The following is a 21,033-nucleotide window of genomic DNA, read 5'->3' as shown; positions in this document are numbered from 1 at the left end:
ATTTAGATTTTTAAAAACTTTAAGATGAACATTAACGGTCATATAACCAGTTGAATAAATTAAAAAATCCTCAGCTCTCCGAAATTTTCTATTGCCTATAACTTTAAAAACAAAATTTTAAACTGGCGTGGTTGATCGTTTATACATTAAACGTGCATTTTTTTTCTGCAGTTGTTAAAGAAATAATTTGGAATCAAATCAAATCATCTTCATCTATTATTTGAGAATAAAAATCTTTAATTTCTGCATTTGCATTTTTAAGCCTTGGACATTCGGTTTTCAAAACAGTTATAAAAATATTTTTAACTTCTTTTTCAATATTATCGTAGTAATATTCATCAACCTCATATAAAGCTCCATCATGAAGTGGTACGAGAAGTCTTGCTTGTTTGATTCTATCAGATACCTCTATAAGTGCTTTTTTAAAAATGTATGAGGCTATTGATTGAATATAGTGGCTTAAGATCCAGACATTTTCTGTATCAAAGTTTAACTTTCTATAATTTCCATATGGTGTTTCTGCTATGCCACTTACATTACATTTTTTAATAAGCTGATTTTTAAATTCTGACAACCCTGTAAATGCTTCAAAATATTTATCAATATTTTTTTTGTTTTTCACATTGCTTGAAAAATCGTCACCATATAAATATCTATAAAATAAAATTTTGGCTTCCTTTCTTCTGTCAATGTTTTCTTCTGCAATTATATTGTGGGCAATATCATTATATATATCGCTTTCGTTATATAAGGTTAAAAGCTTTTCGTCATTTGAAAAATGTGCGAGGATACCTGCTTCATATTGTGAATAATCAATATAAAGCAATTTTTTTCCAGTTGCTGGTATTATAATGTCTCGATTTGTTTTTTTTAAATTTTGAAGACTTGGCTCTTTGATTGTTATTCTAGATGTAATAGTTCCAAAACCAATATAATTAGGATGAACACACTCACTTCCTCCATATCTAGCATTTATAAATATTAGACTTTTTAGATCTTGACTAGTTTTATTAATTTCGTGAAATAAATTACATATTACATCTCTATTTCTTAATAAGCTTATAGTTTTTCTTGATGATTTTAAAATTCTATAATTTTTACTCTTCAGATATTTTAATTGAGATTCAGGATATTCAGGTTGAAAAATATTATAATCAAACTGAAGTGTGTTTTTTAATTCGTATAAGTAAAAATGTAATTCCTTACATCTGATCTTAACTTTTTCTTGATCGACTTTTATACCAAGTAATTGTGTTTCATATATAATTTTATTTATAGATATTTCAATTTTATCGAATCGATCTATCTCATCTGAATTAGAAAAAAGCTTTTCGTAAAAGTCCTTAATCAATATAAGAAAGTGTTTTACATGATCAATTTTGTAATCTTGTGATATTATATTTTCGCGTCTTAATGACTTTAATATATGCCATTTAGTATGATCTAAAATATCTTTTCCAGATTGAGAAAATTGCTTATCAAAGGATTCTAAGTTAATTATACTCGGGACATGTTTTTTATTTTCAGATTTTAAATACCTGATAAAATCTGATGTTTGAAAAGTAATATATGTATTTCTATAACTATATTTAATTTCTTCTGAAAATTCATTACTATCAACGTCTAAAGAAAACCAGCTATTACCTGAAAAGCAAATTATATATTTGTTCATATTGAAAATAATTGTTCAATTAATTCCGATTCACTACCTTTTATTTCTAAATCATTATAATAGACTAAGTCTTTATTTCCAAACTTGGAAGTAAATCTAAAAGATTCTTTTAAGCTCTCATGTATTGCATGTTCTTTTGGCTCAATTAAATTAAAAGATCTTAATGCTATCAATGAAACTCTATTTTGAAAATAGCCATCAGTAAAATTTTCATTTAATTTTCTGAGGAGAATTCTTTTGAAATTTTTATCTACAGTACTTAAGTATAGTATTTGAGAAGCGGTAGTGGCTGTTTGAGTCTTGTCATTTATTTCAACTCTTTGGCTGGAAAATTGAATTAATTCGCTATCGTAAATTTTTTGTTTTGATAATAATAGCCATATTTGAAATTGCTGGTATGGATATAAATTATACCTCACATCCAAAACAAGTATTTTTAATTCTTCGAAAAAATTTGTTCTAAAATCTTCATCTTCAAGTAATGATAATATTTTGCATAACTGATATGTAATCCAAGGCTTGTCTTTTAGGCTTGATACAGCTTTCTTTAAAGACTTAAACAAGGCATTCTTGTCAGTCAAAAAATGAATTTTTGATCTACCTAGATCTTCTATTATCCTTAATGAAAGAGATAAATTTCTACTTTGCTCATCATTTTCGTTTTCGTCTACGTTAATGTTTTCATCTAGTAATTTGATAGCAGCATGAAATGCTTCATTTCTATTTTGATAATTAATGGATTTAGAAAGAACTTTTACTTTTTCTAATTCGCTATTATAAATATTATGGAACTCAGTTCTATATAAAACATTTTCTAAATTAGTCCCAGTCTTATTATCATCAAGTATTTCAATTATTTTTGTTTTTTGAGAATTAACCGATAGGTGGCATCTTTTAAGTTCCTTCTCAATGAGTGTTAAATATTTTCTAGCTTCATATTTATCTATACATAGTATTTTAATATCATCCACAAATCGATAGTAACTTTGCGTATGATTTTGCATAAAAACATCAACTTGATTTAAATAAAATGTTGCAAGGAGTGCTGATGCATCATTGTTTTGAGGCAATCCACAACTTTTATCTGAGTAATCATGTAAGAAGTTGTTTAGAAGATTAATTGTATTTACATGATTTTCATTTATTGCTATCCTCTTTAATTTTTCAACTAATAATTTTTTATCAATATTATCATAATAATTTAAAATATCAACATGTAAAATACAGCTATATTTAAAAGTATTGTTGTCTTTTTTTATTTTAAGTTCTTTAGATATTTTATATCTCATTTTTATCCATTGCTCAACTCCATTTATTAACAAATTACTGTCATTAATACTGTTAAATCTAGAAGCAAAAACATTTGGAATAAGTGATTCTTCAATAACATCACATAATTCTCCAACAATAGCCATATATACTATCCTATCAGTAAGTGGCAAAATATAAGCTTCCCTTAAAGTAAAATTATTTTTTGGGACGTAGAATTTTTCAGCTTTACAGGCTTTGTATTTATCTGAATAGAAATATTCTTTAAATTGCGCAAATAAGAAATCGGGTTTTAATAAATCAATATATTGAAGAGAATCATAATACCATTCATCAAGCATATCTGTTCTCACTCTTTCTAAAGCTTTATTTAAGTCCAAATATGCACCATTTATTTCAGCTTGGTAAATTTCAACAATTTTACCATCTAATTCTCTTTTTAAATAATTTGCTTGGTTATCCAAGGTTAAGAGATTTAAACTAGATAATTTTAAATTTATTTTTTCAAAAGAAATCTTAGCGCATTCAATAGTTGAATTGGCGAAATCTTCATTTGGATATTTTGAAATTATACCATAAAGAATATTTTTGTCATTAATAAAAACGCCACTTCCTGAAAAGCCATCCAAAAATTCTTTTGTGACATTACTTTTTAGCTCTATTCGTCGTTCCGTGGGGTCAGATCTGTCAAATTTAAAAGGATGTAAGGAATCTTCATTAGCTTTAAAAATTGACCAACTGGAAAATCTAATTTCATCATTTTCTAATTCGTCAGTAACTAAAATTGAAGGGAATGAAATACCTTCTTCCTTGTTGATTTTTATTATTGCTAAATCTTCAATTTCAAAAATAAATAGATTATGATCGATCCTAAGTTCGTTGTTTTTGAATGAAGCTAATTTTACAAATTTATCTTCCGAAAACCACTCAATTTTTATTTGATTTACTTTATTAATTTCAAATGCTGTGTTTGAATCTTCTGAAAGTAAATGTTTTGCAGTAAGGACATAGTTGTAATTACATTTACTTGGAGTTTGATAAATTACACCGGATCCAAAAGATGGAACACCTGCAATAACAGCTGTCAATTTAATCGAACACTTTTTTAAATTTTCAGATGTTAATGGCATATCCCGAGTTTTTATTATTTGGATTTAATGATATTTTGTACTCAGATAATTCTTTTTTATCAATATTTAATTTAGAAATTACTTCGCCATAATTAAATAGAAAATTGATTTGATCGTTTGATGAACTGTTATTAATGATTTTTAGAAGGGCTCTTTTATTAGGTAAATAATGTTTTTTACTGTTAGTTGAAATTATGTAGTTTTTACAATTAATTTTTCGTAAAAGTTCTGAATTTAAACTTCTGTAACTTGCATGATGAGGTAATTTTAAAAAATCTAATTTTAACTTATCCTCATTTTCTTTTAATATATCTATTATAGTATTTAAGCATTTAGGTATTATATCGCCAGTTAATAATATTTTAACATTATTAAACTCAACAAAAACCACAATACTAGTTTCATTACTTAATGAAGAATCTTGACTAACATCATCTAGATTTTGATTAAGAATTTTAAATGAAGTTTGCCAATCACATCTATGATCACTATTTAAATATGCTCCCTTGTTTGAAGCATATTTTAATAATGTTTCTTCGTCAGGAGAAAACAATTTAATCTGTAAAGATTCGCTGATATTTTCGCAAATGCTTTTTACCTTTTCATCGGTTGACGTAAACCATTTTATTGAAGTATTCTTAATTAAAAAGTTTTCCAATTCATAAGATTGCTTATAAGATAAAAGATTGGTTTCTTCTTCAATTTTTAACCTGTTAGTTATTTTTCTGGGGGAGTTAAAAACTATATTTAAAATTTGAGGATTGCCCCCTTTTACTTCTATATGCTTAAAAAGGTCAAGTATGCCTTTAATGTGATCATCATCGTGATGGGTTACTATCAATAAATCAATCTGCTCCTCTCTTAGTACAATTTCGTTATATTCTTCAATAAGAAATATGCTATCATTTCCACCATCAATTAGTATATTTTTATTTTCAATTTTTAATAGTATGCAATCGCCTGAGCCCGCCTTAAGAAATTTTATTTCCATGATTATTCTTTACTATAATTTGTCATATTATTTTTGTGAATTATGAATTAGTTTGGTGGAACAGATGGGATTTTTTTATGCTTTGTTATTAATTTATTAAATGGGCTTAAAGCATACTTTTGCTAAATATAGGAAAAATAATCACTTTGTTCATGATTTTGTTTACTCGATTTTTATAGTATCCAAAAGGTTTTTTAGTCTTTCAAGAAGTTCATCATAAAGAACAAATTCTATATCTTTTAAACTTTCCCTTAGATTCTTAAATTGGTTTCTTTTTTTGTCTGTATCTAATTGGCTTGTGTGCCCTATCACTATGATGGCTCTAGGATTTATAATGTTTACATTTAAGCCTTGTTCGATTTCAGTTTCAGTTTCATCTTTAATAGCTTTGGCGTAACTTAAAGCATTTTCCTTAGCCTTTTGCAGATAATCGGATACTTGCGCAATAACCATCGAAACTTCTTTGCTCCAAAACCAAGTTTTATGACTATTATCGTACTGAATTAGTGGTGTTCCGCTTTTTTTTAATTCGTAAAAATCTAAATATCCATAAATGTCAACTAAAACTAAATCTGGATATTTTGTAATGCCGGTAGCTATGTTTTTGTAATCTATTTTATGAACATATCGGCTATCGAACAATGTTATAAATTCATCAAAAAACCTTTGCCATTCAATTTCAGCAGGATTATCTGTGAGCAATTTTTCATACCTAACTATAATATCTTGCAATGTTAATATTTGAGCATTTTTCATTAGTCCAGCTGTCATCTTCTTAACAATGTGACTAGCCTTGAATTTCCTAGTTGCTTTTACGTAGAAATTTCCAATTTGCTCAATTTCTGACGCTGTTAATTTCTCTATTAGTTTATCATTTAAATTCCGAAGAATTAAACTTTTATTATTATTAGTTTCAGTATGATCAAAATTTACCGCAGGGAATATTTCAACTATGAAATTTTTTGTGAGGATTTTTTTTGTGTCATTACATGCTTTTTGCTCCTGATTTATTGATTTAAATAGAAATTCCAAATCGTCATGATTAAATATAAGTTTATTGTCTACTCTTCCTGAAGGCTTTGAGTCACTTAAGGATATTGTATCTATATTTTTATCAATAAATTTGAATTTAAAGAAATTATTGAAACTTTTTTCTGAAAATCCATAACCAAATGAGCTTAAAAAAAGAGGTAGATCAGCAGATTCTTCGATTATTACCTTTTTTATAAGTAGTCCTTCAAATTCATATTCAATACCACCATTGATGTAAGTATAGATTAAAACCTTTTCTCTATTGACATCATCTTTATTAACTCTATATATTTTTTTTACGGATTTTAAAGATTCTTCAAATAAGATTAGTTTTTCTGTGTTTCTTATTTCTTTCATATTTGGAAGAGGGATTAAATTTAACTTCTAATTTCAACACGGAAAATCATTAAAAATAATCTACTTCCTTAAAAATAAACAACTAATAAGAAAATTATTTTACTTTATTTTTTTACTGAGATGATGAATTGATTTCCCATTAAAGTATTGTATTTAAAAGCAAATATTAAATTTTATTTTATATATTTTTTACGGAAAACCATAATGTTTCAATAAATATAAATTCAAAAATATGGAAATAAATTATGTATTAAAATAAGTATTTATACCTGTTTATTCTTATTTCCAGTTTAAAAATTAGATTAATTTCTCTTTTTATCATCTTTTAGCTTTGTTCCGAGGCAATAGGTGGCAAGATAGGCGGTTGTTCAACAACCGTTCATTTTGCCGTCAGCTTTGACGCTGACTTAAATTATCCCTGCTCTTGATTTTTGAGATTCGCAAAGTTTTGCAGGATTTAGGAGGCCACGGCTTGGAAGTTTTATTGAAGTAAATTTTTAGTATAGATCAGTTTTCATTTGAAAACGGCTAAAAAGGGCAGCCAAGATAGCGTCAGCCGTCTGCTGCATGCGCATAACGGACTCCAGTTTCCTTTCGTCCGCCCTTCGGGACTTATAGCACTCCGCATCCTTTAACTGACACTTGATTCTTGCTTTCTTTTTTTCCGTTTTTTCTTTTGAAAACAATTTTTTTAAAGGGCGGAGCGGGAGTTAAGGAAGCAGGGATCAATAGCTATTGCCTAAGTATTTCATAAAGTATTCATTAGGTATTGATCAGTGGTTAAGGAATTATTTATTCATTTTTTAAATTTCAAAGTTATGGAAATTACGGGAAGAGTTACGGCAGATGCGGCAGTGCGCCGTGCGGGAGAAAAAGAAGTTTTGAGTTTCAGCATAGCGGTTAATGACCGCTATAAGGTGGCGGGAAGTTCAGAGTACAAAGAGGTGACAACTTTTATCAATTGTTCCTACTGGCTCAGTATGAAAGCAGCGCAGTGGGTTAAGAAAGGCGCAGTGGTGCTTTTAAACGGCAGACTGGGCATGCATGTGTATATCAACAGCGAAGGAAATCCGATAGGCAGCATTGACTTTCATGTTAATGCAATAAATATTATTGCTTTTGCAAAAAGAGGCAGTGATAAAGCTGATAAGGAAAAGACTGAAAGTGTGCAGGGCGGGAACAGCAGAACAGCTGTTAAAGAAGGGAAAGACAAGGCTGGGGAAGATGTGCCTTTTTAATTGGATGTTTAACTTTAAAAATCAGAAATCATGGGACATAATATTTATTATAATGAACAGACCCAGAAGCACAGTTTTTTCAGTGTAAAGGAAAAAGCATGGCATAATCTCGGGCAGATTGTGGAAGAATACCCTACAAGCGCGGCAGCAATAGCGCATGCAGGATTGGATTTTGAAGTGGAGAAAAGAAGGCTTTTTACACCTTCCTCTCCAATTGTAACGCAGGACTTTATTACTGCAGGAAAGCTTGACATTCCAGACTACTGCAGTACAGTGCGTACCGATAATGATACGGTGCTGGGGGTAGTAGGCAAGGATTACCATATTGTACAGAACAGGGATGCTTTTTCTTTTTTTGACAGTATAGTTGGGGGAGACGGCATAATGTATGAGACCGCTGGCGCGTTTGGCAACGGTGAGAAAATCTTTATCACGGCAAAACTTCCTGATTACATCCGCGTAGGAAAAGAAGATCTGATTGAGAAGTATCTTTTCCTGACTACCTCCCATGACGGAAGTGGTAGTATTACGGCAGCTTTTACACCAATCCGCATAGTATGCGCCAATACACTTAATGCTGCTATGCAGTCAAAAACCAATACGGTGCGCATCCGTCATACTTCAAATGCTAAAGACCGCCTTGAGCAGGCACATAAAGTAATGGGTATTTCAGATACATTATCCAGCAGTTTTGAAGCGGTTTTTAATTATTGGACAAAGACCCGTATCTCTGACAAGGAAGTTAAAAAGCTAATCCAGTATGCTATGGCACCAGGCAGGGAAGTATTGAAAATACTAAAGGAAGGAAGAAACGAGGAATTGTCAGCCTGCTTTAATAATATGGTAGATAATGCCTTTGAATATGCAATGAGCCATCCAACACAGCTTACTGATACCACTAAAGGAACGGTATTCGGTGCTTACAACGGCGTAACGGGGTATTTTCAGAATGTGAGAAAGTATAAGAATGATGAGGCAAAAGTATCTTCTATTTTAATGGGAGGAACGGCGCAGCTAAGAGGTCAGGCAGCTTTTGACTTATGCCTTGATTTTGCTGTTAAGGGCTTTAGTTCTTATGTAGTGCACAATTGATTTTATTTGAAGTTGGATACAGGCAGTTTTAGGCTGCCTGTATTTTTAATGCCGGCCGCGCTGCAAATCTAGCCGATTTACAGCGCGGTATTATTTTAGAATGTTGTATGCATTATATCTCTTTTGGAAGAATTTTTGCCTGATTTGGATAGGATTTGTGTGAAAGTGTTGATTTACATTTGTTTATGTTCTTTTAGAGTCATTTAACGTTTCCAATTCTAACCAACTGACCGCTATGAATCTCAAACCTCAAATAAGAAATAGTATAATTGAAATCATCAGCCTGCTGTATGTGCTTCTTTTTGTTTATGCCACAGTGGCCAAGATACTGGATTTTGAAAATTTTCAGATTCAGCTCGGCCAGTCGCCACTTTTAAGTGTTCATGCCTGGTGGATTTCGTGGTCTGTACCGGCAATCGAGATTGTCATTTCTATTTTATTATGTATTCCGAAATGCCGGAAAATTGGATTGTTTGCTGCACTGACCATGATGGTAATGTTTACCGCATATATATTTATCATACTAAATTTCAGTTCCTTTATTCCTTGCTCCTGCGGTGGGATTTTGGAAAAGATGGGATGGAATACCCATCTTGCTTTTAATTTGATCTTTGTGGTTTTTGCAGTATTAGCCATTGTACTTCAAGACAAGAAGATTGATGAATACACAGGCAATCATAAAAAATCCCTGAAGATCAAAATTGCAGCGACAACTGTTTTAAGTATTGCCGTAGTAGTGATCCTATTCTTATCATCTGAGAGTATCATGGAAAATGAAAATCCTTTCCTGAGAAGATATCCCCAGCATCCTGTAATGATGACTTATGAAAAAGATTTAAAATACAACTCCTATTACTTTGCAGGATATTCAAAGGGCAGGATTTATTTAGGGAATTATTCAAATCCCCTGCATCTGATTTCAATGACCAGCGAGCTAAAGGATTACCGTTCAGTCAAAATCAAATTTGACCCAAAGAAAAACCCTTTTTCGTTTGTACGGATTCTTATAAAGGGGGATTATTTTTTCCTGATGGACGGGACAGTTCCTGTCATTTTCAGGGGAGCGATTTCTGATTGGATAGTAAATAGAGAACTAAAAGGTTCCCCTTATTTTAATGTGGCGGTTCCGATCGATTCCACCAGTTTTGTATTCCGTTCAAGCAGCGGAGCGAATTCATCACAAATAGTAGGTGTGTTTTCCTTTAATCCGGTTCCCAGAGTTTCGTACAATGAGAGGTTTTTGACAAAGCAGATTGACGGTGTTTTTGATACCGACGGAATGCTGCTTTACGCAGAAAAACTAAATAAATCTGTCTATCTCTATTATTACCGAAATGAATTTGTTGTGGGTGACAGAGAGGCTAAAGTGCTTGCAAGGGGGAATACAATAGATACCAATTCAACAGCAAAAATCAAGATTGCCCATCTGAAAAATGGAGACAAAACGATGTCTGTACCAGCACTTATGGTAAACCAGCATTCGGCAATCTGCGAGAATCTGCTTTTTGTCCATTCGAAGGTAAAAGGGCAATATGAATTGGAAAAAGTGTGGGAGCAATCTTCAATTATTGATGTGTATGATATTGAAAAGAGGACCTATCGAATGAGCTTTTCAGTTTACGGAGTCGGGGACAAAAAACTTGGGTCGTTTTATGTTACCAAGACGCATCTTTATGCTCTGATAGGCAATCATTTAGTCGTACACAAAATAAGATCAAATTTAAAAAATGAATTTCGAAGCTCTGAAAAAGAGGACTAGAAATGATGATGATATACCGGCCGGTATCAGGATTTAGATCGAAAACCTGTAGAAAAAAGTAGATCAAAGTTTAATATAAATATTAGAAATCATGAAAACGTTAATTTTAAAAAACATGGTCCCATTTGCAGTTGTTGTAATGGGAATTTCGGGAGCATTTTTAACTACTTCAATGCAGAGCGCTTCCAGAGCCTTACCAATCGGTTACACTCTTGATGCAGAAGGGGATTGTAACATTGAAGTAAATTGCAGTACTAATAGCAATAATCCTAAATGCCGTCAATTTGGCGCTACCGGACCACAAGCTTACGAAAAAGTGGGAAATAATTGCCCTACCGAATTGTACAGACCAAACCCAAATTAAGTAATTTGGCAAGTGGCCCCTGCAGTTCTTTTTAAAGAACTGCAGGGGCCTTTTTTTGCATAAAAGTTGAGCATTTATCTTATACCATTCTCTACCCAGTCACACGGAACATCCTTTAGAAAAAAATCAAACCAATTGTGCATGCGACTAGTTATATCGCTTTGATTTACAGGATTGGAAATAACATGTGTTTCTTTTGGATACTGGAGCATTATTACCTTTTTTTTAAAACTGCGAAGCGCCAGATAGAATGCCATACTTTGATGCGGATCTACCTGAGGATCATTCTTTCCTGTCCATAGAAGCAAGGGGGTTTGAACTTTCTGTACATGGAACAAGGGAGAGCTTGCGTCATAAAGTTCAGGCGCCTGAAAAGGGGTCTTCTCCAACATCCAATAGGTGCTTTGGAAACGCCACATTTCCGACTTGCCGGTTCCATTTCCGATACTGAAGTACAAACTACGAAGATCAGCATTCGTACCTCCGGCAATTGCAGTGGCAAAGCGATTGGTTTGCGTAATTGTGAACGCGGTTTCATAACCTCCCGAAGAGAATCCAATTAGCCCAATCTTATCGGGATTGATGATATTTCTTTCCAAAACTTTGTCAACGGCAGAAGTTACGCAGTCCACAAGAGAGGTACCCACATTCCGGTATTCCTGTGTGATGTCAGGCAGTAATATAAAATAGCCATCCGCGCTGAAATTGGTCCTATTGAATCCATCCTCATTGTAAAGGCTTGGATTCTTGTAATAATGCATTTCTTTTGAAATGAGTTCATAGATCTCGACAATCATAGGATATTTTTTTGTAGGATCGTAATTGGCAGGATATAATAGAGCTCCACGCAGATCAATTCCTTTTGAGTTTTGATAACGGATCAGTTCCGACTTTCCCCAATAATAATTCTGCTGCTGTGGATTGCTTTGAAAAAATGGTTTATAATGCGCTGATCTATCTGCTTCAACCAGTCTTGGAGAAAGATCGAATTTCTGTTCCTTAAAAAAGAATTTCTGTCTTTTTGGACTGTAAAAAAGCTGGTCGATATAAGAATCCAGATACACTATTTTTTTTTCTTTTTTCTTACTGGTCCAGGTAAAAAATCCGCTTTTATGGTCTTCTCCGACAGCCCGCAAAAGCAGCTCCTTATCTAAATCATAACTCTCGAGATGATTCTCTTCATAAATAGATACGTAATGGAATTTGTTGGGTACTTCTGCCATCCGAAATTTAATTTTTGATTCCTTGCCCTTTGTGAGTCTTCTATAGGAGGTGCCGTCAGGTGAAACCGCCCATACATCATATTGGTCGTAAAGCAGAATTTCTTTATCATCTATTGTCCAGCCGGGATTTCCGCAGACTGATTCGCGCGTGAAAAATAGTTCCCTTGCAGTAAACTTGGTTGGAATGTTCAGAGTTAAGTTGGTATGCTTTTTATCCTTTAAGGAATATACCCACCAGGCACCTTCCTTGAAATAGGAGACATACTTGCCACCGGGAGATGCATTTACATTATATCTTTCATTGGCGATTTTTTTCAGAAATAACGACTTTTCGAAGGTCTTCAAATCGAGCAGATAATAATCACGAGGTGAATCAAACTCAGGTTGTGGTTCATAATCTTTAGGGTTTGATAATATGGCAAAATCCTTATTGCCTGAAAGTGTTATTATTGGCAGTTCATTTGTTGAAAGCTGTCTGAATAAGTTGCGTTCCGGGATCCATACAGCATTTTTAAGTGCCGTTTCAAATCTTCCATGTTTTGCATCATCCAGATACAGCCATTTATCATTTCCATTCCAGACTTCCACATTTGATTCTGATTTACTCTTTTCGGGTATATTGTTGCTAAGCACGTTAAAAAATACGCGCTGCATATCATCAGAAACGTGTAATTCCGGTGAACGAAAAATGCTTAAGCTATCGAGGGGAAACTCTGTTTTTGAACCTGCATTAAGCACATATAGTTTGTCCTGTTTCAAAAGGTAATGAAACACTGAATTGACTTCTTTTTGCTCGTTGCTTGAAAAAAAGGCCACAGAGTGTCCCTTTTTTTGCCAAGCAAAACCCTTAATTGGATCTTTTGCATTAAGTATGATCCATTTTTCGGTATCAAACTGTTTTAAATCCAGAATCCGTACTGCATTTTTATCATTTTCCTTTGAGGCGAATACGATGTTTCTGCCATCCGGGCTTAAAGAAAAACGGCTGACATCGGGAATCTCCTTTATGAGCCTTCCAGAAGGAGTTCGAATTGTCATTAGGTTTTTATGCTCTTTTAAGCGCACAATTAACAATAATCCAGTCGCTTCTGAATAGTCGTATTGTATAATGTTTTCAACTTTCTCTTTTCCGGCTGTCTTTAGATTTAAAATGTATAGATCGCTTGAATGCCCGGCAAGAAAATAATTGTCGTCTGTAAATTTTGAGGTTTCTATCCCTGTAAAGCTGTATGATGTTTTTGAATTTACGTTCCTTACAAAAAGACTGTCACTATCATCAGAGTAGGAAAGCCTATAGCTTGTCCACTGTTCATTTGGAGCTATATTATCCAAGTGCAATTGGCTCCATAGATGATAGTCTGAAGGTGTGAGTTCTTTTTTCTGCAAGACCTGCCCCCATGAGGGACAGGCTACTAACTGCAAAACAAAATTAAAAACTAAAATTAAAGCGGTGCGTCCAATCATTTTATAGGGACAAATGACGGCACGAGTATTATTTATTATTGTTGTTTCCATCTTATTTTAATATCCGGCGTTTTGTGGCCTTAGGTTAGGGTTAGTGCTTAGCTCGCTTTGAGGAAGTGGAAATAATCTGGCGGTCGTTTTCCATCCCGGTTTGACCGGTGACAGCTGACTGTCGAGTTCCCCAAATCTCTTTAGGTCAAAAAAGCGATGACCATGTTCGGTAAAGAGTTCCCATTTTCTCTCCAGCAGAATTGCCTGTAGAATTTCCTCTTTGCTGACCGCAATGGTATTTTTAAGATCGGCTCGATTTCGTATCTTGTTCAGGTCTTCTTTGGCTCCGATAAGGTCTCCCTGATTGGCCCTTGCTTCGGCTCGAATCAGGTATTGTTCTGCCAGACGAAAAACCACTGAGTATTCAATAGAAACCGGAGTATATTCCTGTTCTTTGTACTTATATGCATGGTACCATACTGAGGTTCCATCACTCACGGATTTGATCCAGGCGGACAACCTCTGATCATCTCCAGAAAAAGATTGAACCAAATTTTGACTCAGCGCTACTGACGGCGGCGGCCCTGATTCAAATATGAAATGCTGCCCTTCCTGAGTATTTTGCCCTACATCGGCAGATTGAAGCTGCCAGATGGTTTCGGATGAATGAATTAAAAATACATTGTTTAAATCCTCTAAATGATACAGGCCTGTTTGATTTAGTAAGGCAGATGCTTCATTGGCCGCCTCTGCATACAATCCTGCGTAGAGATAAGTGCGAGACAACAAAGCTTTCACGACATAACGGTTTGGACGGATTCGCTGAGAGTTGCTATAATTTGTTCCCAGTTTCTGCTCTGACTCCAGTAAATCCGAAATAATCTGCTGATAAACCTTTTCTGCAGGCATTCTTGTGACCAGACTGTTGGATTTATAATCAGTGTGGGTTATATAGGGTATATCGCCGTAGAGATTCACCAAGTAGAAATGGGAGAGCGCCCTGATGAATAAAGCCTCGCCGGAAAGCTGGTCCTTTTGCACAGGTGTTAGGCCAGTGCTGACGGTTACCCCTTCAATTAATGCATTGGCTGCATATATCTGATTGTAGGTGGCATTCCAGTAATCAGCCATTTCCGGCGTAGTTGGAAGTAGCGTATTGTAATAGAAATTGAAACTTGTATTGGAAGGCATCCCATAGGGAACCAGTTCATCGGTGTAATTGCCAAGCTGGCTTGATAATCCTGAAACATTGCCAGTGAGCAGTCCTCTGTCCCTGATTTTTGAATAAATATCGGTAAGGGCTGCATTTGCAGTGGAATAGTCTTGAAAAACTGTAGGACTGCTGAGCTGCGAGCCCGGCAATTCTACATCGACAAACGAATCGCACGACCCAAAAAGCAATAGGAAAGGGGCGAGCCATACGAATAGGAACGAATTTGAATATAGTGTTTTCATAGCTTTTTATTTAAAAAATTAATTGAATTCCGGCGGTAATCACCTTTAATGGCGGCAAGTAGCCATACTTGATAAATTCAGGATCACCATCTTCATATCGGGTAATGGTCCATAAGTTCTGTCCCTGAAGCATGATTTTAAGCTGGGTCTCCTTTAGGCTAACCGGCACATCATAGGTCAGTGAGATGTTTTTGAAACGGATAAACGATGCATCAACTATGGATGCATTACTGTCTGAGAACAAATAGTCGGAATTAGCCGCGTCACTGCTGTAGGATTGCGTATACATCGGATAAGGCGAATTGTCCCCTGGCTGTTGCCAGCTATTTAGTTTACGTACCTGCTGATTGGACATCTGTCCTGCAAAACCCATTGGGTAGGAGCTGTTTTTCTGTTTTACAAACTGGAACAGGAAATCAAGAGTCAATCTTTTGTATTGTAAATTATTCTGAAGCCCTCCGTAGTACTCAGGATTAAGGTCGGCAACAGTCTGCTGGTCTTCCGGCCATGAAATGCGTCCATCTTTGTTTACATCCTCATATTTATAAACTCCGGTCTGTGGATCTACGCCCAGATTATTGTACAAAAGTCTAATGTTTAATGGCTCGCCGATGCGGTAGGACTGGCGGTAGGTTGAACTTTCAAGTCCCGGAAACTTGACAAGTCTGTTTTTAGCGAATGAGATGTTGAAATTCGTAGACCATTTGAAATGAGCAGTCTCAATATTGGATGTACGAAGGGTCAGTTCCAGTCCACGGTTTTCAACTGTGGCATCCAGATTGGACTGTAGCGAGGTAAATCCGGTTGTTCCGGGCAGAGGAATGCCTACCAGTTGGTTGGATGAGCGATTCTGATACCAGGCAACTGTTGTAAAAATGCGGTCTTTCAGGAAACCCAGCTCAAGAGCGGCTTCGAGCTTTTTGTTGGTTTCCCATCCAAAATCTGCGTTAAATAATCTTGAGGGCTCAAGCCCGATAGTACCATTGTAATTCACGCCCGTTATGCTGTAGGTATCCAAATACTGATAGTCCCCAATCTGATCGTTACCGGTGGTTCCATAACTGGTTCTTAATTTCCCGAAACTCAGCCAGGAACTGTCCTGAAGGAAGTTTTCACGCGAAAAAAGCCAGGCGGCGCCTACTGCCCCAAAGTTTGCAAACTGGTTTCCCGGTCCAAACCTGCTGGATCCATCGCGCCTTGCCGTTACATTTATTATATATTTCTCAAGCAGGTTGTAATTCACCCTTCCAAAAAAGGCCTGATATTTGTAATCAGTTTCATCATCCTTCAGAATCCTTACGGTAGTGGCGGCAGACAAATCATAAATAAGGCTGTTGGAACTGAAACCGCTTCCTAGCTGATAGAGCCTTGTTGTGGTCTGGCTCTGAAAGGTAGATCCAAGAAGAACACCAAGTTTGCCTGGGCCTAGTTCCCTGTCATAACTTAACTGAGGCTCGATTATCCATGAGGACCTGTCTGTATTGTTTACATAAATAGAGCTTCTTTTGCTTGTTATATTATAAGCAGGATTAAACAATGTTGAAGGATTGGTACGTGTCTCAATAGTTCTGAGATCGGTAAAACCCATATTAGCTTTAGCAGTCAGTCCTTGAGCCAGCTCATAGGATATAACGGTGTTTGCAATAAGATCATTGGTTTTTGAGCCGAATTTTGCACTCAGATACCGCAAAGGGTTTTCCCAAGTCCCGTTCTCCCAGTTCAGGTTTCCATTACTGTCATATAGTGCCGGTGCGTTGGGAGGCAGCGCGCGCGCCTCATAGATAAAATCGGATGTTGGAAGATCATTGTTCTGACTGTTGAACCCCGCTGAGAAATTCATTTTGAACTTATTGTCCTGCGAATGATGGTTTAGTGATAACTGCGCGCCTCCCTTTTTGTATAGAAAATTACCCTGAAATACCGTCGATTCTGTATGGTAACTGCCGCTAAGGAGAAAGGTGGTGTTTTCAGATCCACCTGAAATTGTACCCTGCAGATCATTGATTTGGGATGTTCCACCAACAAGCTCCTTCTGCCAGTTCGTGTAACGGTTTTGGTCCCATGTGCCGTTGACATCGTAATCCCATTCATTATACTGGGTGAGCCCGTCATTTATAAATGCTTTTCGGCGGATATCCAGATATTGAGACGTATTCATGAGGTCCAGAAATTTTGTCACTTTTCCGGCGCCCGTTGAAGCTGAAAAATTAAAAACAGTCTTTCCTGCTTTTCCTTTTTTCGTTGTGATCAATACCACTCCATTGGCCCCACGCGATCCATAAATAGAAGTGGCATCGGCATCCTTCAACACCTCGATACTTTCTATATTGTCTGGATTGATGCTGTTCAGCGGACTAGTGGTAGTCGGAAATACCGTTGTTGTCTGATTGAATCCAATAGCCTCGGAAGCATATGGAACCCCATCTACAATGTATAAAGGAGAATTTGCATCGCTGCGCAGACTGTTCTGCCCCCTGATCTTAATATCAAATCCTCCGCCCGGAACTCCTGTTGTCTGTGTGATGCTGACTCCGGCCATACGTCCCTGCATGGTAGCCAGTACATTTGTAACGGGCTGGATTTCGATATCCTGAGATGTTATGCGAGCTATACTTCCTGTGCGTTCACTTTCCTTTACAGAATAATAGCCCGCATTCACCCGTACTTCCTGTAGTGTAGTTGTGTCATAAGTAAGCTGAACGTCTACAATTTTGCGTCCCTTAACAGGAATATAAGCTGTTTTGAAGCCTATAAAAGATACAATCAAAGTATCGGAGGGGGATGCAGTAATTGAATACTGCCCACTGTAATCCGAAATGGCTGCAGAATTTAATCTATTCTTAATAGCTATAGTTACACCAGGGAGAGGACTAGCCCCATCAGTTATTGTTCCGTTTACCTGAAATTGCTGAGGTGTAAATCTGAAATGCCGTTTTGTGCTGGCAATAGATGATGAAAAAGCGAAGAACATACCCAGAAAAATTAGGCAATAAAGAGCTCTTCCATCCTTGTAAAATGAAAAATAATTCATAATATTGGGATTGGTTAGTTAAATGTGATTTGATTAGCTACGGTCCTCTATATTAGTTTGGCGACGAGATAGAGGGCCATTTTTTATGCATTAAGTAGACAGCCTTAATGAACATAATTAAAAGTTTTTACTTCATGTAAATATTTTAAAGGTTCGACATTACATGCGAGAATTTAATTAATAAGGGAAAGATTTGCTATGAATTTTGTCTGATTGCTATAATAAAAAAAGCATGGAACTCAGCTTATCGAACAGAGGTACTGGCGGCACCAACCACAATAAGTGAGCCCACGCCAATGACGTGAGCATCTTACTTATCCTCTCGTGGTTTAAAAAAACGCCAGTTTTCTGTTCGAGATTCAAAGCGAATGCTTCAAATATTTTTAATTGAAGAGTCGCAAAATTAATAAAATAGTATTTAAAATTTCTTTAAATAATTTTTTAGAATTCAAATATATGAAAAAAATCACAAAATTGTCAAATTTGACAATTTTTTTTGTTCTAATTATCTCAATTTCACTCTATGAAGGAGATTAGAAAAAAATATTATATAGCCTTTGGACAAAATTTACAAAGGGTAATGGAAAAGAATGATAAAGATGTTATGACTGTTGCATCTGTGGGCAAGATCGAACCTAAAGGTGTATATAGAGTTCTGAACGGTGAGCATGGAGCGTCTTTAGGTACTATAATTTCAATAGCAAAAGGCCTAGATGTTGAACCTAAAGAATTATTTGATTTTAAATTTGATATAGGAGAGGAATAAATATTGAAAGGTGCATTGGCATCTTAATAAATTAGATAAATATGACAGAAGTTGAGATTAATGATTTAGCAATTGAGATTAATAATGAGATTCCTAATGAAAAAATTAAAAAGTATATTAAAGAATGTATCCATCAAGGAGAAACAACAAAAGAGGAAGTAAAAGCATGTGTTTTATTTAAAATAGCACAAGATTTTAAGAAAAATACAGGATTGTAAATAAATGTATAAATTAAAAAGATGCTTCGGCATCTTTTTTTTTACTCAATAAAATTTAAAACAGGTATTTATACTTGACTAATTTTTTTATTAAAGAACTATTTGCAACCTATATGAGTACGAATATCGTAAAATAAAATAAAGATGGTTATATATGTTTGATATTTAAGATTAAGTAAAACCAGATATTTATACTGTAATCTTTTATTTATCAAAAAGGATTAATTTGCAGACTAAAAAGATACTGCTACGAAAAACAGTAAAATAAAGCAAAAGCGTTTTTATATGTTTATGACATCAATATGTTGAATCGAAGCTTTTGCTAACAGAAAAAAACTATAAATATTTATAAGATAATTAATGAGTCATTTAAAAGATATTTCTTTAGAATATGAAAGTGCCGAAATAACCAGTATTTTTCTGTTTAACAGGAAGACCAAAAAAAAAACGAACCTTTTAACCGTATTTGAATTAGTACCAACAGAACAACAGCCTTCATTAATGATTGGAGATAAGTCCAATTACTATATGAAAAGAGAGGCAGTTGATGATATTTACACTGTACACATTACAAGGTTAATTGCTTTACCAGTTGAGGAAGCAATCGCTAAATATGAAAAAATAGAAGAAGGATTAAATTTACACTATGACACTTTAAATGTCGATATAGAAATTCCGTTTTTATTAGAGCAGGAGCCACCAAATTATTTTAATGTACTAATTGATTCCAAAGATGAAAAAACACTTGGAAGAATTTTACCTAAAAGAAATACTTGCCTAAGGGTCTGGTCAAAATTAAACACTGATAAGGAGTGGTTGCAGTCCTACGATAAAAAATTATTAGAAAAACTAACGAAAATTTCCACTGGATATCTGGGATACGATCTCTCTGCGATTGCTGAGCATATTGGTAATGTATATCTTTGCGCGGCAAACCCCTTTTTACGTAAATGGGATAGTTCACTTGTAGATAAAGAAAAGGAACTTCTTATTTCATTTCATGAAAGAACAGGTAAGTCCATTATTGGATGTACAATAGTACTGGAAGAAGAACGATCGAAAAATATTGGCTTTACTATTACAAAGACTATAACCGATACTGATCAAAGAATTGCATTGCCTTATTTTCCGGATGGTTTAAATAAAAGAATTTACGATCCATCAGGACAATTGATAGAGAAATTTTATGGGAAGTGGTGCAATATTCAAATTAACATGAGCATTCAGGAAAGTATAGTAAATCTAAATGTAGAAACTGAAAAAGGGATAGAAGTTTATTCAGTTCCTAAAACCAGTAGGGTTTCAAAAAGTACCATCGGAAAATTTGATCTTTCTACAGCCCGCTATCTGCGAAATGCTTTAAATAGCAGAAGATTTGAAGAACTTGAATCCAATAAAGAGTTTATTTTCTTTCCAAATCTTGAAACCTCTAAAGCCAAAGCTCAATCCACGGTCAGAGAATTACTAAATAAGGCCAATGAGCGCTGCATCATACTTGATCCCTATTTTGGACCATCAGATTTGCCATATGCATTCACCATTGAGAACATTTCAATTCCTGTTAGAATAATTTCATCTGCGGTGGTATTAAAGATGAGGGTGGAAACGATACTGCCGGCTAAGAAAAATAGATTTCAAAAGTTCTGTCTCTTTTTTACTAAATCTTCCATAGAAACAAAAAATGTTAAAACCAATGCTGAGCTATTAAATGAGAATATAGAGAATTTTAAGACGGCATATCGATCGCAAAAAATTGAATGTAAGGTCTTAAAAGGCAAAAAAAGCCCGCTTCATGACCGCTATATTGTTATTGATGATGATGTTTATCTTTTAGGAAGTTCATTAAACGAATTTGGTTCGCGAGCTACTACCATAATTAAAGTTCCAACACCCATAAAGATGATTGAGCAGGCAGAAGAGTGGTGGGCAGACAAAAATTGTCCCTATCTGAAGGATTTTATAATTAAAGGAGAAGATTAAA

The 21,033-nt window shown here is 34.8% G+C and carries 14 protein-coding genes; 7 read left to right on the top strand and 7 right to left on the bottom strand.

From position 1 onward, the window contains the following. Positions 1-193 precede the first annotated feature (193 nt). From EV145_RS19335 to EV145_RS19320, 4 genes are all read right to left on the bottom strand, one after another. Positions 194-1,672, bottom strand: a complete 1,479-nt coding sequence (locus tag EV145_RS19335) for a DNA polymerase (protein WP_133526833.1) — start codon at positions 1,670-1,672, stop codon at positions 194-196. Further along, the gene (locus EV145_RS19330) at positions 1,669-4,071 is read right to left on the bottom strand and encodes an RNA-directed DNA polymerase (RefSeq protein WP_133526832.1); all 2,403 of its coding nucleotides are present in this window, start codon (positions 4,069-4,071) and stop codon (positions 1,669-1,671) included. The genes EV145_RS19335 and EV145_RS19330 overlap by 4 nt, the downstream gene beginning before the upstream one ends. After that, entirely contained in the window at positions 4,055-5,062 is a 1,008-nt protein-coding gene (locus tag EV145_RS19325; protein WP_133526831.1) for a ComEC/Rec2 family competence protein, read from the bottom strand. The genes EV145_RS19330 and EV145_RS19325 overlap by 17 nt, the downstream gene beginning before the upstream one ends. A 162-nt stretch (positions 5,063-5,224) precedes the next feature. Then, positions 5,225-6,451 carry a Shedu immune nuclease family protein gene (locus EV145_RS19320; protein ID WP_133526830.1) on the bottom strand — a complete coding sequence of 409 codons (1,227 nt, stop codon included), beginning with the start codon at positions 6,449-6,451 and terminating at the stop codon, positions 5,225-5,227. A gap of 818 nt (positions 6,452-7,269) precedes the next feature. Here EV145_RS19320 and EV145_RS19315 point away from each other — a divergent pair. From EV145_RS19315 to EV145_RS19300, 4 genes are all read left to right on the top strand, one after another. Then, positions 7,270-7,689 (top strand): single-stranded DNA-binding protein, encoded by a 420-nt coding sequence (locus EV145_RS19315; protein WP_133526829.1) that lies wholly within the window; start codon positions 7,270-7,272, stop codon positions 7,687-7,689. A 30-nt stretch (positions 7,690-7,719) separates the two neighbouring features. Beyond that, on the top strand, positions 7,720-8,781 hold the full coding sequence (locus EV145_RS19310; protein ID WP_133526828.1) for a DUF932 domain-containing protein: 1,062 nt from the start codon (positions 7,720-7,722) through the stop codon (positions 8,779-8,781). A 235-nt stretch (positions 8,782-9,016) separates the two neighbouring features. Beyond that, on the top strand, positions 9,017-10,540 hold the full coding sequence (locus EV145_RS19305) for a DoxX family protein (RefSeq protein WP_133526827.1): 1,524 nt from the start codon (positions 9,017-9,019) through the stop codon (positions 10,538-10,540). 91 nt (positions 10,541-10,631) lie between these two features. Next, positions 10,632-10,904: a DUF6520 family protein gene (locus EV145_RS19300; protein ID WP_133526826.1), complete on the top strand. Its 273-nt coding sequence runs from the start codon at positions 10,632-10,634 to the stop codon at positions 10,902-10,904. Between the two features lie 74 nt (positions 10,905-10,978). On the opposite strand, the gene EV145_RS19295 is transcribed toward EV145_RS19300, so the two are convergent. Genes EV145_RS19295 through EV145_RS19285 form a run of 3 tightly spaced genes read right to left on the bottom strand, consistent with a single transcriptional unit; the run spans position 10,979 to position 18,068 of the window. Then, positions 10,979-13,642, bottom strand: a complete 2,664-nt coding sequence (locus EV145_RS19295; RefSeq protein ID WP_133526825.1) for an alpha/beta hydrolase family protein — start codon at positions 13,640-13,642, stop codon at positions 10,979-10,981. Between the two features lie 6 nt (positions 13,643-13,648). Then, complete coding sequence (locus EV145_RS19290) at positions 13,649-15,037, bottom strand: RagB/SusD family nutrient uptake outer membrane protein (protein WP_133526824.1); 1,389 nt, start codon at positions 15,035-15,037, stop codon at positions 13,649-13,651. A 10-nt stretch (positions 15,038-15,047) separates the two neighbouring features. After that, positions 15,048-18,068: a SusC/RagA family TonB-linked outer membrane protein gene (locus EV145_RS19285; protein ID WP_133526823.1), complete on the bottom strand. Its 3,021-nt coding sequence runs from the start codon at positions 18,066-18,068 to the stop codon at positions 15,048-15,050. A gap of 523 nt (positions 18,069-18,591) precedes the next feature. Between EV145_RS19285 and EV145_RS19280 the strand changes: the two genes are divergently transcribed. The 3 genes from EV145_RS19280 to EV145_RS19275 all read left to right on the top strand — a co-directional run bounded on the left by EV145_RS19280 (position 18,592) and on the right by EV145_RS19275 (position 21,032). Next, positions 18,592-18,834 carry a helix-turn-helix domain-containing protein gene (locus tag EV145_RS19280; RefSeq protein ID WP_133526822.1) on the top strand — a complete coding sequence of 81 codons (243 nt, stop codon included), beginning with the start codon at positions 18,592-18,594 and terminating at the stop codon, positions 18,832-18,834. A 41-nt stretch (positions 18,835-18,875) separates the two neighbouring features. Continuing rightward, positions 18,876-19,052 (top strand): hypothetical protein, encoded by a 177-nt coding sequence (locus EV145_RS22485; protein WP_166638490.1) that lies wholly within the window; start codon positions 18,876-18,878, stop codon positions 19,050-19,052. 360 nt (positions 19,053-19,412) lie between these two features. After that, the gene (locus EV145_RS19275) at positions 19,413-21,032 is read left to right on the top strand and encodes a VPA1262 family N-terminal domain-containing protein (RefSeq protein ID WP_133526821.1); all 1,620 of its coding nucleotides are present in this window, start codon (positions 19,413-19,415) and stop codon (positions 21,030-21,032) included. Position 21,033 lies beyond the last annotated feature (1 nt).

This window comes from Flavobacterium sp. 245 (assembly GCF_004362055.1).
In the GTDB taxonomy this organism is placed as follows: Bacteria; Bacteroidota; Bacteroidia; order Flavobacteriales; family Flavobacteriaceae; genus Flavobacterium.
Note: the sequence above shows the minus strand (reverse complement) of the source record. Positions and strands in the feature narration are given on the sequence as shown.

What these genes read in the sequence shown, in the direction of transcription:
- EV145_RS19320 (WP_133526830.1), bottom strand. Translation starts at nt 6,451, where the DNA reads ATGAAAGAAATAAGAAACACAGAAAAACTAATCTTATTTGAAGAATCT.
- EV145_RS19275 (WP_133526821.1), top strand. Translation starts at nt 19,413, where the DNA reads ATGAGTCATTTAAAAGATATTTCTTTAGAATATGAAAGTGCCGAAATA.
- EV145_RS19325 (WP_133526831.1), bottom strand. Translation starts at nt 5,062, where the DNA reads ATGGAAATAAAATTTCTTAAGGCGGGCTCAGGCGATTGCATACTATTA.
- EV145_RS19315 (WP_133526829.1), top strand. Translation starts at nt 7,270, where the DNA reads ATGGAAATTACGGGAAGAGTTACGGCAGATGCGGCAGTGCGCCGTGCG.
- EV145_RS19280 (WP_133526822.1), top strand. Translation starts at nt 18,592, where the DNA reads ATGAAGGAGATTAGAAAAAAATATTATATAGCCTTTGGACAAAATTTA.
- EV145_RS19295 (WP_133526825.1), bottom strand. Translation starts at nt 13,642, where the DNA reads ATGGAAACAACAATAATAAATAATACTCGTGCCGTCATTTGTCCCTAT.
- EV145_RS19310 (WP_133526828.1), top strand. Translation starts at nt 7,720, where the DNA reads ATGGGACATAATATTTATTATAATGAACAGACCCAGAAGCACAGTTTT.
- EV145_RS19290 (WP_133526824.1), bottom strand. Translation starts at nt 15,037, where the DNA reads ATGAAAACACTATATTCAAATTCGTTCCTATTCGTATGGCTCGCCCCT.
- EV145_RS19285 (WP_133526823.1), bottom strand. Translation starts at nt 18,068, where the DNA reads ATGAATTATTTTTCATTTTACAAGGATGGAAGAGCTCTTTATTGCCTA.
- EV145_RS22485 (WP_166638490.1), top strand. Translation starts at nt 18,876, where the DNA reads ATGACAGAAGTTGAGATTAATGATTTAGCAATTGAGATTAATAATGAG.
- EV145_RS19305 (WP_133526827.1), top strand. Translation starts at nt 9,017, where the DNA reads ATGAATCTCAAACCTCAAATAAGAAATAGTATAATTGAAATCATCAGC.
- EV145_RS19300 (WP_133526826.1), top strand. Translation starts at nt 10,632, where the DNA reads ATGAAAACGTTAATTTTAAAAAACATGGTCCCATTTGCAGTTGTTGTA.
- EV145_RS19330 (WP_133526832.1), bottom strand. Translation starts at nt 4,071, where the DNA reads ATGCCATTAACATCTGAAAATTTAAAAAAGTGTTCGATTAAATTGACA.
- EV145_RS19335 (WP_133526833.1), bottom strand. Translation starts at nt 1,672, where the DNA reads ATGAACAAATATATAATTTGCTTTTCAGGTAATAGCTGGTTTTCTTTA.